The sequence below is a fragment of the Brevundimonas sp. NPDC055812 genome (genome assembly GCF_053616535.1).
On sequence record NZ_JBSHDX010000004.1, the window covers coordinates 66,669 to 78,943 of the forward strand.

At 68.6% G+C, this 12,275-nt stretch carries 11 protein-coding genes; 4 read left to right on the top strand and 7 right to left on the bottom strand.

Features of this window, described 5'->3' with window-relative positions; genetic code table 11:
- Nucleotides 1–24: 24 nt before the first annotated feature.
- From pdxA to ACWGL1_RS08115, 5 genes are all read right to left on the bottom strand, one after another.
- Nucleotides 25–1,044 (bottom strand): 4-hydroxythreonine-4-phosphate dehydrogenase PdxA, encoded by a 1,020-nt coding sequence (gene pdxA, locus ACWGL1_RS08095; RefSeq protein WP_452111713.1) that lies wholly within the window; start codon nt 1,042–1,044, stop codon nt 25–27.
- On the bottom strand, nt 1,041–2,405 hold the full coding sequence (locus ACWGL1_RS08100) for a peptidylprolyl isomerase (protein ID WP_291774290.1): 1,365 nt from the start codon (nt 2,403–2,405) through the stop codon (nt 1,041–1,043). The genes pdxA and ACWGL1_RS08100 overlap by 4 nt, the downstream gene beginning before the upstream one ends.
- Nucleotides 2,406–2,516: 111 nt before the next feature.
- A complete protein-coding gene (locus ACWGL1_RS08105; protein WP_452111849.1) occupies nt 2,517–4,988 on the bottom strand; it encodes an LPS-assembly protein LptD in 2,472 nt (823 codons plus the stop codon).
- Between the two features lie 64 nt (nt 4,989–5,052).
- Complete coding sequence (gene lptG / locus ACWGL1_RS08110) at nt 5,053–6,156, bottom strand: LPS export ABC transporter permease LptG (protein WP_291774292.1); 1,104 nt, start codon at nt 6,154–6,156, stop codon at nt 5,053–5,055.
- Nucleotides 6,153–7,286: an LptF/LptG family permease gene (locus ACWGL1_RS08115; RefSeq protein WP_452111714.1), complete on the bottom strand. Its 1,134-nt coding sequence runs from the start codon at nt 7,284–7,286 to the stop codon at nt 6,153–6,155. The genes lptG and ACWGL1_RS08115 overlap by 4 nt, the downstream gene beginning before the upstream one ends.
- Before the next feature lie 157 nt (nt 7,287–7,443).
- On the opposite strand from ACWGL1_RS08115, the gene ACWGL1_RS08120 reads away from it, so the two are divergent.
- From ACWGL1_RS08120 to ACWGL1_RS08135, 4 genes are all read left to right on the top strand, one after another.
- Nucleotides 7,444–8,919: a leucyl aminopeptidase gene (locus ACWGL1_RS08120; protein WP_452111715.1), complete on the top strand. Its 1,476-nt coding sequence runs from the start codon at nt 7,444–7,446 to the stop codon at nt 8,917–8,919.
- A gap of 25 nt (nt 8,920–8,944) precedes the next feature.
- Nucleotides 8,945–9,406 (top strand): DNA polymerase III subunit chi, encoded by a 462-nt coding sequence (locus tag ACWGL1_RS08125; protein ID WP_452111716.1) that lies wholly within the window; start codon nt 8,945–8,947, stop codon nt 9,404–9,406.
- A gap of 191 nt (nt 9,407–9,597) precedes the next feature.
- On the top strand, nt 9,598–9,786 hold the full coding sequence (locus ACWGL1_RS08130) for a hypothetical protein (RefSeq protein ID WP_343829531.1): 189 nt from the start codon (nt 9,598–9,600) through the stop codon (nt 9,784–9,786).
- Nucleotides 9,787–9,802: 16 nt separating this feature from the next.
- The gene (locus ACWGL1_RS08135; protein ID WP_346486556.1) at nt 9,803–10,105 is read left to right on the top strand and encodes a hemolysin; all 303 of its coding nucleotides are present in this window, start codon (nt 9,803–9,805) and stop codon (nt 10,103–10,105) included.
- A gap of 33 nt (nt 10,106–10,138) precedes the next feature.
- Here the strand turns inward: ACWGL1_RS08135 and ACWGL1_RS08140 are convergent, their stop codons facing one another.
- Both ACWGL1_RS08140 and ACWGL1_RS08145 read right to left on the bottom strand, forming a co-directional pair.
- Complete coding sequence (locus ACWGL1_RS08140) at nt 10,139–10,384, bottom strand: DUF2164 domain-containing protein (protein ID WP_452111717.1); 246 nt, start codon at nt 10,382–10,384, stop codon at nt 10,139–10,141.
- Nucleotides 10,384–12,270 (bottom strand): ABC-F family ATP-binding cassette domain-containing protein, encoded by a 1,887-nt coding sequence (locus tag ACWGL1_RS08145; protein WP_452111718.1) that lies wholly within the window; start codon nt 12,268–12,270, stop codon nt 10,384–10,386. Before ACWGL1_RS08145 ends, ACWGL1_RS08140 begins: the two co-directional genes overlap by 1 nt.
- Between the last annotated feature and the right edge of the window lie 5 nt (nt 12,271–12,275).

The window sequence follows — 12,275 nt, forward strand, 5'->3', positions numbered from 1 at the left end:
ACCTTCTCCCCCGAGGGGAGAAGGCTATCGGTTGGCGCGGGCGGACGCCATCTCGGAAGCCAGGCGGACGGCGGCGATGAAGCTGTCGGCGCGGGCGACGCCCTTGCCGGCGATGTCGAAGCCGGTGCCGTGGTCGGGCGAGGTGCGGACGACGGGCAGGCCCAGGGTGGCGTTGACCCCGCCCCAGAAGTCCAGCGTCTTCACCGGGATCAGCGCCTGATCGTGATAGAGGCAGACCACGGCGTCGTAGCGCGCCCGTGCTTCCTCGTGGAACAGGGTGTCGGCGGGCAGGGGATCGGTGATGTTCAGCCCCTCGGCCCGCAGGGCCTCGGCGGCGGGGCGCAGCACCGTCACCTCCTGCAGGCCGATGGCGCCGCCTTCGCCTGCGTGCGGATTGAGGGCGGCCATAGCCAGGCGCGGGGAGGCGATGCCGAAGTCGCGCTTCATCGATTCGTGGACGACCCGGGCGACGCGGGCGACGCGCTCGCCCGTCACCAGTTCGGGCAACTGATCGATCGGCACATGGATGGTGACGAGGCAGGCGCGCAGGTCTTTCGCCGTCAGCATCATCACCGGGCCGCGCGTGCCGCTGAAGGGGATGTCGGCGGTCAGTTCGGCGATGAACTCGGTATGGCCCGGAAAGCGGAAGCCGGAGGCGTACATGGGCGCCTTGGCGATGGGCGCCGTCACCAGACCGCAGCCTTCGCCGGACAGCACCAGATCGACGCCGCGCTCGATCCAGTCGGCCACGGCGACGGCGTTGGCGGGTTCAGGCTGGCCCGCCGTCACGGGCGCGGGCGCCGGATGGTGCAGGACGGGGATGGCGCGGCCGAAGACGCCGGCGGCGTCGGCAGGGCTGAGGATCGCCTCGACCGGCTGGCCCTGCGCCTTCAGCACCTCGGCGTCGCCGACGACGACGAAGGGCACGACCGGCGCCAGCGGGCCGGGCGCGGAGCCCAGCACCGACCAGGCGCGCCCGATGATTTCCGGCCCTACCCCGGCAGGGTCGCCCATCGTGACGATGAGCGGCCGGTTCATCGTCATTGCTTGATTTCGATGAGGGCGTCGGCCCGCAGGTCGCGCAGATAGCGGCGGCCCAGCATGGCGTAGTTCTGGTTCTGCAGACGGGCCTCGACCTGTTGCGCCGAGGGGGCGTCAGGGCCGCCCAGGCGACGGTCGCAGACGGCCAGCAGGTGGACGCCCAGCGGGGTGCGGACCGCCGTGCTGATCGAACCGACTTCGGCCGAGCGGGCGACCTGCTGGAACTGCGGCAACAAATCCGCGACGTCGCTCTCGCCCAGGTCGGCGCCCAGCAGGCCCGGTTCGGACCGCGCGCGGGTCAGGATGTTGTCGCACGTCAACTGGCCGCGCAGGGCTTCGAGGCGCTGGGTCGCGGCTGCGACCTGGGCCTCGTCGGCGTTTTCCGGCAGTTCGACCATGACTTGCTTCATCTTGACCATGCTGGTCGAGGCGCCCGAACGCTTGTCGCGCATGTAGAGGATGTAGACGCCGCCATCGACCGGGATCGGGTTCGACAACTGGCCCGGCTCCAGCGTTTCCATGACCGACTGCAGGGCGGGCTGGACCGTGCCCTGGACCACCCAGCCGGCGTCGCCGCCGCGGGCGGCCGAGGGGGCGGCCGAGAACTGACGCGCCACGGCCATGAAGGGGGCGCCCTGGATCATCTGCTGGACCAGTTGCTGGGCGCCGCTCATGGCTTCCTGCATCCCGCCGACGCGAGCGGCCTCCAGGTAGATTTCACCGATCAGATACTGAGGCTTGGTCGCCGACTCGGTCATCTGGCGCATGGTCTGATCGACCTGGCTCTTGCCGACGCGGGCGCGGTCGCGGAAGCGGCCGCCGACCAGTTCGCGCCAGCCGATCTCGGTGCGCATCTGCTCGCGGAAGGCGGGAATGCTGATGCCGCCCTGTTCCAGGAAGTTGACGTAGTTGGCCGGCGTCGTGCCCGCCTGACGCGCCATGTCGGCGATTTCCTGATCGACTTCGTCGTCGCCGATCTTCAACTGCTCGAACTTGGCGAGTTCGGCGGCCTGCAGGTGCTGGTCGATCAGATCGTTCAGCGCCTGCTGCTGGATGGCGCCGATGTTCTCTTCGGTCGGCTGGACCTGGGTCATGGCCATCAGCACCAGCATCCGCTGGCGCAGGTCGAAGCCGGTGATGATGCGGTCGTTGACCGTGGCGATGATGCCGTCGGACAGGCGGAACTGCGGCGCGGGGGCCGTGCGCTGAGGGGCTTCCTCGGCGGCGGGGTTCAGGGCGCCGGCGGCCGGCGTCTGGGGCGCGGCCTGCGCAGGAGCGGGAGACGCCGGAGTCTGAGCCGAGGAAGGCTCCACGGCCGCCACGACCATAAGGGCGGCCAGGGCGGCTCCCGTAGAGTAACGCATCAAACCCATCGTCAGTCCTGATTCCCTAAAGCGGTCCCGAGCCTGTCGGCGGCGCTGGCCGCGCCACAGCGCCAGGGCGCATGTTCCCCTACGCCGCAATGCGCGTCATGCCTACCGCATATCATTGCGATCATAGCCTGAAGCCCCAAAAGTGGCGAGGTTAAGACGGATGTAAACACCTTCGGCCGGGCCCGTCGGCCGCACGCGGGTATTGTCGCGGCGCCAACCCAGCTCGATGCGGAAGCAGTCGTCGTCGAACAGCAGGCCGACCTCCGACCGGGTGATGATGTCCCGCTCCAAGTCGGCGATCCCGGTCACCGCCACGCCCCAGTTGCCGTAGACGAACTGATGACCGGACAGCTGGACGAACTCGTAGTTGCGGTTCTCGGGTCCGCCCAGCGGGTTGGAGCGATCGACGATGTAGCTGACGCTGGCCAGGTTGCGACGCCCCCAGCGGCCGTCGACCGTGGCCTCGGCGCGGCGGATCTCGCCGTTGCCGTCGACCGTGGCGTGGAACCAGCCGCGCATTCGGTCCGAGGGATTGAACGTGCCTTGCACCACCCAGTCCGACGTCCGGCTGGCCAGGCCCGAGGGGTCGTAGAGGCGGGTCGGATCATCCGGGATCGGCGTCAGATATTCGTCCTGATCGTCGGCGCGCATGCTGCGGCCGATGAAGAGGCTGGCCGAGCGCACATCGTCCCAGCGCAGGGTGGCGCGGGCGCCCGCCGTGAAGCGCAGGCCGCCTTCCAGCAGGTCGTAGCCGGGGAAGCGGTCCATGCGGAACAGCGACAGGTGGTCCAGTTCGGTGATCTGGCTGTCCTCGTTCGGAATGAGCGGGTCGAGGTCGGCCTTGTTGGAGATCGACAGCTGGGCCATCGGCTCCAGGATCAGGTCGGACGAGGCGCTGAGGCGGCGATACAGGGGATAGCTGACGTCGACCCCGGCGCTGGTCCGCGCGCGGGCGTGGGTTTGGTCCTCGACGCCCAGGGAGGGGGGCAGGTCGTCCACCGAATAGAAGTCGGCGCGCAGGTCCACGAACGGCTCCCAGCGCAGGCCGATCGGCGAGATCATCACCCGGCGCCATTCCACCTGGCCGGTGATGCGGCGGCTGTCGACGCCGGGCAGGCCGTCGGTCGGGCCGCCCGGAATCAGCTCCGGCGCCAGGGTCGGGAAGCCGACATAGGCGTCACGGGTCAGCGCCACGGCCGAGCCGCGCAGACGCAGGCGGCCGCCGAAGACGGGGTCTTCCGGCTCCCAGCGCGCCTCGATCAGGGGCGCCACCAGCGGCAGGGTGTTGTCGTCCTCGAACACCAGATAGCCGCTGGAATCGCGGAAGTCGGTGTCCGAATAGGACGGATCGAGCCGCAGGCTCTGCATGGCGAAGGCCGCGACCGACAGATAGGAGCGCTCGGTCTGGCGCTCGGCGTAGATCTGGCTGATCAGGCGGCGGCTGTCGCCGTAGTAGAGGCCGTTGTCCTGATAGGCGTCGCGCACGTCATAGCGGTCGAACAGGGTCTTGTCCGAGACGCGCTCGGCCGTGAAGCCCCAGCGCCACGGGCCGTCCGGATCGAACGCGCCGTGAGCCAGCAGATAGCTGCGCGTGGTCTTGTCGCCGAAGCGGACGTTGCTTTCCGCGCGGCCGTCGCCGTCCAGGTCGAAGTCGCCGAAGCTGCGGCCGTAGGTGGCCCCGCCGCGGGCCACGATGACGCCGTCGGTGAAACGCTTGCGCCATTGCAGGTTCAGCATGGGGGCGACCCGGGTGTTGAACTGCGGGCTGACCAGCACGTCTTCGGACGGCGAGATGACGTGCAGATAGGGAATCTCGAGCGAGACCCCCCGGCCGGACTGATAGTCGCCCCACGGCACCAGGAAGCCCGACGCCCGGTCCACCGTCGGGTCAGGATGCGAGAAGGCGGGCAGGTAGAAGATCGGCACCCCGCCCAGGCGGAACACCACGTCGCGATAGAGGATCGCGCGCAGCTCCTCGTTCTGCACCGCCTTGGAGGCCTGGATGGAGACGCTGGGCGTCTTGGCCGCGCCGTCCACGGTGCAGATGGGGCAGGGGGTGAAGATGACGTTGTTCAGCTCGCTGACCGTCTCGGAGCGGCGCACGGCGGTGGCGGCCATCAGGCTGGAGCCGTTCGACAGGCGCGTGGCCAGGTCGACGGCCACGCCCGCCTTGAGATCGGAATCGAGCTCGATCCGCTCGGCGTGGACGACCGAGCCGTCCGGCGCGGTCAGCTCCGCGTCGCCCGAGGCCGTGGCGATGCGGTTCTGCAGGTCATAGGTGACGTCCTGGGCGCGCAGGCTGTGGTCCTGGAAGCGGGCCATGACCCGATCCTCGGGCGAGCCCTGGGCCGAGACGACGTCGCCCTGGCGCTGGGCGGAATCCGCATCGACGAAGACGGCGTCGGGCGTCAGGCCGTCTGCGCCCGGCGTCTGCGGCGTCGCGGCCGTCGGCTGCGCCGAGGCGGAGGCGGGGGCTTCCTGGGCTTGGGCGGCCTGGGCGAACGCCGGCTGAGACAGGGGCGCGCCTATGACCAACGCCGCGCCGGTCAAAAGCCGAAGACGCAAGGCTCCCATACGGGGGAGACGGCGATTGGTCATGCGTTGTCCACTCATTGCCGGCCGGGCGGAAACGGCCCGATTAGCCGTCTTCGGTATAGATCAGCAAGGTAAAGGCGGCGAGAGCCGTCAATATCGGGGGCAACCAGGCGGCGATCACGGGCGGAACGACCTCGGCCGAACCCATGGCGGACGAGAACTGGTTCAGGAAGAAGAAGGCGAAGCCCAGCACCACGGCGGCCACGGTCATCCGCGCCAGATCGCCCAACCGCATCAGCCGCAGCGAGAAGGCCGCCGCGAGGATGGACATGGCGCCGAAGATCAGGGGCGTGGCCAGAAGCTGTTGCAGCCGCAACTGATAGGCGGTCGAGGCGAAGCCCGCATCCTCGATGCGGCGAATCTGGTTGGGCAGGGACCAGAAGGGCGTCGACTGCGGTCGGGCGAAGCGCTGGAAGGCTTCCTCGTCGGCCAGGTTGGACGGCAGGTCTAGGGTGGCGTAGCGCACCGCTCGCTGGCCCGTCTGAGCGCCCGCCGCATCGGTCAGCCGCCAGCGCCCAGCGTTGAGCGAAGCCGTCGCCGCGTCGATGCGCTCGGTGAAGACGCGCCGCCCCGAGGAGGTGGTGGTGTAGATGAAGAAGGTCGCGTCCAGCAGCCGCCCGCTGGCCTGTTCCTGCCGGGCGCCGCGAATGATCATCTGGCGGTTGGCGTCGCCCTCGCGCAGCCAGACCGCCTCGTTGGACGCGCCGCCGGGGACGGAGCCGGAGATGCGGGCGCGTTCGCGCTGCCACACCGCGTCGCCCGCCGCCGCCATCGGCCCCAGGACCGTGACCGTCAGCACGCCCAGGGCCACCGCCGCGCCCGCCGCCGGGAGGACGAAGCGCCAGGCCGAGACGCCCGCCGCCCGCATGGCGATCAGCTCGCTGCGCCGGTTCAGGCTGACGAAAGCCCCCAGGGTGCCGAACAGGAAGACGAAGGGCAGAAGCTGCACGATGACCGAGGGCGACTTGACCATCACCAGGCCCAGGATGCGCCCGCCCGACAGTTCGCCCGACGAGTTCAGCCCGCGCGACACCTCGACGAAGTCGATCAGCATGACCAGGGCGGCGATGACGGCCAGGGCCACGCCCAGCGACTTCATCTGCTGGATCAGCACATAGCGTTCGATGCGGCCGAGACGGAGCTTCATGCGAACCTCGCCTTCAGGCGTTCCAGCGGCGCCCAGGCGCGGCGACGGCGCGGCTTGAGCGCGCGGAACAGGATGCGCAGGGCCAGGGCGGTCGCCGCCAGCGGCACGACGTACTGCAGGATGTTCAGCGCGCCGTTCCAGGCGCTGCCCGCCACCAGGCCGTAGCCGATGACGCGCAGGATCAGAAAGGCCCCGGCGGCCCTGGCGATGCGTCCGGCGTAGCCGCTGCGGCTGAAGGCCCCGCCGAGGATGGCCGCCAGCGCAAAGGCCATGGCCGCGAGAGCATAGAGGGGCGAGGCCAGTCGGGAATGGCCCTCGGCCGCCAGTTCGCCGCGTGTTCCGGCGCTCTCCAGCAGGGCGGGGGTCGGGTCGAACAGGTCCGTCAGCCACAGGTCCGACGGCTTGAAGCGGATGCGCTCTGTGGTCTTGGCGTAGGGCGACAGGTCGAACACCTGCTGGTCGAACGACAGCTGGTTCAGCACCTCGCGCGAGGAATAGCGCTGCATCGATCCGTTCTGCATGGTCAGCACCGGCAGGCCGTCGACGCGGCCGAACCGGGCGGTGTCGGCGTCCCAGGTCGTGACCGTCTTGCCGTTGTCCAGGTAGACGAAGAGGTTCTTCATCAGACCGTTCTGCTCGATCTGCTGGACATAGACGGTCAGGCCGTCCGGGCCCTGGACGAAGCGGCCTTCCTCGACCAGCAGGGCGGCCAGGTCGGTGCGGATGGCGAAGGCCTGGCGACGCCCCTCGCGCTGGGCCCAGGGCTGGACGAAGACATTCATCAGCAGGGCGACGACCGTGACGATCAGGGCGATCTGCAGGGCGGGCCGGATCAGGGCCCAGCGGCTGACCCCGGCGGCGTAGGCGGCGGTCAGCTCCTGTTCGCGCTGCAGCCGCGTCAGGGCGATCAGGGCGCCGACGAACAGGCCGATGGGCAGGATGACGGCGATCAGCTGCGGCAGGGCCAGCAGGGTCAGCTTGACCATGACCCAGACGCTCTGGCCGCGCTCGACGATGACCTCCAGCTGATCCAGGCTCTGGCTCAGCAGGCCGATGCCGGCCAGCGCCGCGACCGCCGCCACGATGGGCAGGCCGATCTGGCGGAAAAGATACCTCTGAATCAGGGTCATGCGGCGGGTAAGGTCGTATAATCGGCTGCGAGCGTGTTGCAGCCCAGGGCGATGCGAGCCATGTAATACACATCCGGCCGCCCCGACGAAACCGTCGCCGCGACCATGGCAAATTCAAGCGTGGCCGGGGCAAGATTTCCGGCCTGGAGTCAGTTTAATGAAAATCGAATTCGTCGCTTCGCCCGGCGCCGCCGAGATTCTTGCCGTGCTGGCGCATGAAGGACGAGCCCTCGCCGGCGCCGGTTCGGCGCTGGATCAGGCCGCCTCGGGCGCCCTGGCCAAGGCGATGAAGAACAGCCGTTTCACCGGCGCCGCCAACAGCAGCCTGAACGTCGCGGCCCCGGCCGGGATCGACGCGAACGCCGTCCTGCTGGTCGGCGCGGGCGCGGCGGACAAGCTGGACGATCTGGCGGTCGAAACCGCCGCCGCCGCCGCCTATCAGGCGACCAAGCTGTCGGGCGCCGAAGTCCTGACCATCGATGTCTCGCACCTGTCGCCGGAGCTGGCCGCCCGCGCCGGTTTCGCCGTGCGCCTGGCCGCCTATCGCTTCGCCAAATACCTGACCAAGCAGAAGGCCGAGAAGATCCCGTCGGTGACGACGGTGCGCGTCGTGACCTCGGACGTGAAGGCCGCCGAGGCCGCCTTCGGCCCGCTGTCGGCCGTGGCCGACGCCGTCCTGTTCTCGCGCGATCTGGTGTCTGAGCCGGCCAACATCCTTTACCCGGCCGAGTTCGCGCGCCGCGTGAAGGAGCTGGAGGCCCTGGGCGCCAAGGTCGAGATCCTGGGCGAGGCCGAGATGGAGAAGCTGGGCATGGGCTCGCTGCTCGGCGTCGGCATGGGGTCGGTGCGTGAAAGTCAGCTGGCCGTCATCCAGTGGAACGGCGGCAAGGCGGGCGAGGCTCCTATCGCCTTCGTCGGCAAGGGCGTCTGCTTCGACACCGGCGGCATCAGCCTGAAGCCCGCCGACGGCATGGAAGAGATGAAGTGGGACATGGGCGGCGCCGCCGCCGTGGCGGGCCTGATGCACGCCTTGGCCGGCCGCAAGGCCAAGGTGAACGTCGTCGGCGTCCTGGGTCTGGTCGAGAACATGCCGGACGGCGCCGCCCAGCGTCCGGGCGACGTGGTCACCTCCATGTCGGGGCAGACCATCGAAGTGCTGAACACCGACGCCGAGGGCCGCCTCGTTCTGGCGGACGCGCTCTGGTACACGCAGGACCGTTTCAAGCCGAAGTTCATGATCGACCTGGCCACCCTGACGGGCGCCATCATCATCTCGCTGGGCCTGGAATATGCGGGCGTCTTCTCCAACAGCGACGAACTGGCCGCCAACATCGCCGACGCCGGTCCCAAGGTGGGCGAGAAGTCCTGGCGTATGCCCATCCCGGCCGAATACGACCGCCACATCGACAGCCCGATCGCCGATGTGAAGAACATGGGCAATGGCCGCGCCGGCGGCTCGATCACCGCCGCGCTGTTCCTGCAACGCTTCACCAACGGCGTGCCGTGGGCGCACATCGACATCGCCTCGACCGCCTGGGTCAAGGATTCCAAGAACCCGACCGTGCCGGACGGCGCCGTGGGCTATGGCGTGCGTCTGCTCGACCGCATGGTCGCCGACCACTACGAAGGCTGATCTCAGTTCAGGAAGGTAGGGCCGGGTGTCTGACGCCAAGCCGGAAATCTGGTTCTACCACCTGGAGCGGTCGACGCTGGATCAGGTGCTGCCGACCCTGCTGGAGCGCACGCTTCAGCGGGGCTGGCGCGCGCTGATCCGGGGCGCGACCTCGCATCGGCTCGACGATATCGACGAGCTGTTGTGGATCTATCGCGACGACAGTTTCCTGCCTCACGGACGAGCCGACGGCGACCACGCCGCGCGCCAGCCTGTGCTCCTGTCCGAATCGGGCGAGAATCTGAATGGCGCTCAGGCGCTGTTCATCGTCGATGATTCAGAGCTTGGGGCCATGCAGGAGTTCGCACGTTGCTTCATCATCTTCGACGGTCGGGACGAGCAGGCGCTGAACCATGCGCGCGGGCGCTGGCGGACGCTGAAGGCGGACGGCGCCGACCTGGCCTACTGGAAACAATCGGACGAGGGGCGCTGGGAAAAGGCGGCCTGATCCTGACGCTCGGCGCTCTGGCCGTGGCGGCCTGCGCCTCGCCTCCGCCGCGCTATCCCACGCAGCCGACCGCGCCCGCTGCGACGCCGCCGCCGCCTGTGTCCTCGACCGAGCGGCCCTATCTCTCTGAACCGGGCGTGGCGACTTCAGCCCGCTCCGGTTCGGACCGTTCCGCTGCGGCTGGGGCGAAGATGTGCAACGCCGATGAGTTTCAGTGGCTGGTTGGGAAACCCCGCAGCGAAATCCCCGTTCCGGTGGATGTGGTGAACCGGCGCGTTGCCTGCACGACCTGTCCCATCACTGAAGATTATTCGCCTTACCGTTTGAATATTTTCTATAATAGGCAGACGGGCCTGATCGAACAGGTCCGCTGCGGCTGATCGAAAGGACGCCGCCATGAAATCCATTCTGACCCTGAGCGCCGCTGCGGGCTTCCTCGCCCTGGCCGCCTGCGCCCCGACGCAGGGCGGCGGCGCGACGCCGACGCCGGGCGGCGAGGCCACGCCCGTCGCCTGCAAGGCCAGCGACTATCAGGACTATGTCGGTCGCAACCGCTCGACCATTCCGACCGCGCCGGAAGGCCGAATCTTCCGCGTCCTGTGCAGCAGTTGCGCGGCGACCATGGATTATCGGGATAACCGCGTGACCTTCACCTACGACGACAAGACGGAAGTCGTGACGCGCGTCAGCTGCGGGTAAGGTCCCTGGAATATCCGCTCATTCCGGCGGAACTTATCGCTCCAGGGCGTAGAGGGCGTCGGCGACGTCCTCTACCTTCTGGCGCACCACGGTTTCGGCGTCGCGCAGGCCGCGGTTGTAGAACAGGCGGCCGATGTCCTGGCCGATGAACTCGACCAGCATCTCCGCGGGCAGGCGGCCGACCTCGACCTCCATCTCGTCGCGCAGATAGGCCTGCAGGCGGGCGGCCGCCTCCTGCATCTCGTCCTTGGACAGCAGGGGCGGCGGCGCCTTGGCCATCACGCCACCTCCGCCAGGGCTTCTTCGGCGGCGATCCAGTCGGCTTCGGCCTGATCCAGATCGGTCTGGGCCTTGGCGCGGGCGCGGGTCAGACCTTCCAGCTTCTTGGGATCATTGACGGCCGCGTTGGCCAGGTCGTCGTCCAGGCGCGCCAGATCGGCGGTCAGCTGAGCCATCCGGTCCTCGGCCTTCTTCACCGCATGGCGGAGGGTGGACGGGGACGGTCCCTTCTTCTTGTCGGTCTTGGGCGCGGCGGCGGGCGCCGGGGCCTCGGCGGCGACCTCTTCATGCTTGACCTGGCTGGGCTTCATGCCGGCCTGTTTGGCACGGTCCAGGACGAATTTCTGATAGTCGTCCATGTCGCCCTCGAAGGGCTTCACCGAGCCGTCGGCGGCCAGCCACAGGCGGTCGGCCACCAGCTCCATCAGCGAGCGGTCGTGGGTAATCAGGATGACCGCGCCCGTATATTCGTTCAGCGCGTCCAGCAGGGCGCGGCGGCTGTCGATATCCAGGTGGTTGGTCGGTTCGTCCAGGATCAGGATGTGCGGCGCGTCCATCGCCACCAGGTTCAGCAGCAGGCGCGCGCGCTCGCCGCCCGACAGGGACGCGACGGTGGTCTCCTGCTTCTCGAACGGCAGGCCGAACTGGGCCAGACGGCTGCGGCGGCTGCTCTCCGAGGCGTCCGGCATGGCGCGGCGGATGATCTCCAGCGGCGTGTCGGTCGGGTCCATCGCCTCGATCTGGTGCTGGTGGAACCAGCCCACGCGCATCTTGCCGTCGCGGTGGAACTCGCCCGTCTCGATGGTCAGGGCCTTGGCGATCAGCTTGGCGAAGGTCGACTTGCCCGCCCCGTTGACGCCCAGCAGACCGATGCGGTCGTCCAGGTCCATCCGCAGGTTCAGGTTCTTCAGGATGGGCTTGCCCGGCTCATAGCCGACGTTGGCCTTCTCCAGCCGGATCAGCGGCGGGGGCAGGGGGCGTTCCGGCGAGGGCAGGGTAAAGGGGGCGACGCGCTCTTCCGGCGGCAATTCGATGCGCTGCATCTTCTCCAGCCGCTTGACGCGCGACTGGGCCTGGGTGGCCTTCGACGCCTTGGCCTTGAAGCGGTCGATGAACTTCTGCAGGTGGGCGCGCTCGGCGTCCTGCTTGGCCTGGGTCGACGCCATCAAGCGCAGTTTTTCGGCCCGCGTCTTTTCGAAGGTGTCGTAGTTGCCGGTGTAGAGGTCCAGCTTGCGGTTCGACAGCTGCAGGATGTGGGTGCAGACGCCGTTCAGCAGCTCGCGGTCGTGGCTGATGATCAGGGCCGTGTGCGGATAGCGCTTGAGCCGCTGCTCCAGCCACAGGGCGCCTTCCAGGTCGAGGTAGTTGGTCGGTTCGTCCAGAAGCAGCATGTCCGGCTCGGCGAACAGGGCGGCCGCCAGGGCCACGCGCATCCGCCACCCGCCCGAGAACTCGGCCATCGGGCGCAGGATGTCGTCATGACTGAAGCCCAGACCGGCCAGGATTTCGGACGCGCGGGCCGGGGCGCTGTCGGCGTCGATCTCGATCAGACGACCCCAGATCTCGCCCATCTCTTCCGGTTCGGCGGTTTCCAGCCGGGTCAGCAGGTCGTGGCGCTCGACGTCGGCTTCGAGAATGGTGTCCAGAACGCTGACCGGCGTGGCGGGGTGTTCCTGATCGACCGAGCCGATGCGGGCGGTCTTGGGCAGGGAGATTTCGTCGCCATTGGCGGCCAGTTCGCCCAGGATCAGCTTGAACAGGGTCGACTTGCCGATGCCGTTGCGGCCGACCAGGCCGACCTTGGACCCCGGCGGCAGGCTGACGGAGGCGTCGTCCAGGAACTCGCGGCCCCAGGCGTTGTAGGTCAGGTTTTTGATCTGCAGCATGGGAA

Coding starts and splice junctions, on each gene's coding strand:
- pdxA (WP_452111713.1), bottom strand. CDS start 1,044: ATGACGATGAACCGGCCGCTCATCGTCACGATGGGCGACCCTGCCGGG.
- ACWGL1_RS08100 (WP_291774290.1), bottom strand. CDS start 2,405: ATGCGTTACTCTACGGGAGCCGCCCTGGCCGCCCTTATGGTCGTGGCG.
- ACWGL1_RS08105 (WP_452111849.1), bottom strand. CDS start 4,988: ATGGGAGCCTTGCGTCTTCGGCTTTTGACCGGCGCGGCGTTGGTCATA.
- lptG (WP_291774292.1), bottom strand. CDS start 6,156: ATGAAGCTCCGTCTCGGCCGCATCGAACGCTATGTGCTGATCCAGCAG.
- ACWGL1_RS08115 (WP_452111714.1), bottom strand. CDS start 7,286: ATGACCCTGATTCAGAGGTATCTTTTCCGCCAGATCGGCCTGCCCATC.
- ACWGL1_RS08120 (WP_452111715.1), top strand. CDS start 7,444: ATGAAAATCGAATTCGTCGCTTCGCCCGGCGCCGCCGAGATTCTTGCC.
- ACWGL1_RS08130 (WP_343829531.1), top strand. CDS start 9,598: ATGTGCAACGCCGATGAGTTTCAGTGGCTGGTTGGGAAACCCCGCAGC.
- ACWGL1_RS08135 (WP_346486556.1), top strand. CDS start 9,803: ATGAAATCCATTCTGACCCTGAGCGCCGCTGCGGGCTTCCTCGCCCTG.
- ACWGL1_RS08140 (WP_452111717.1), bottom strand. CDS start 10,384: ATGGCCAAGGCGCCGCCGCCCCTGCTGTCCAAGGACGAGATGCAGGAG.
- ACWGL1_RS08145 (WP_452111718.1), bottom strand. CDS start 12,270: ATGCTGCAGATCAAAAACCTGACCTACAACGCCTGGGGCCGCGAGTTC.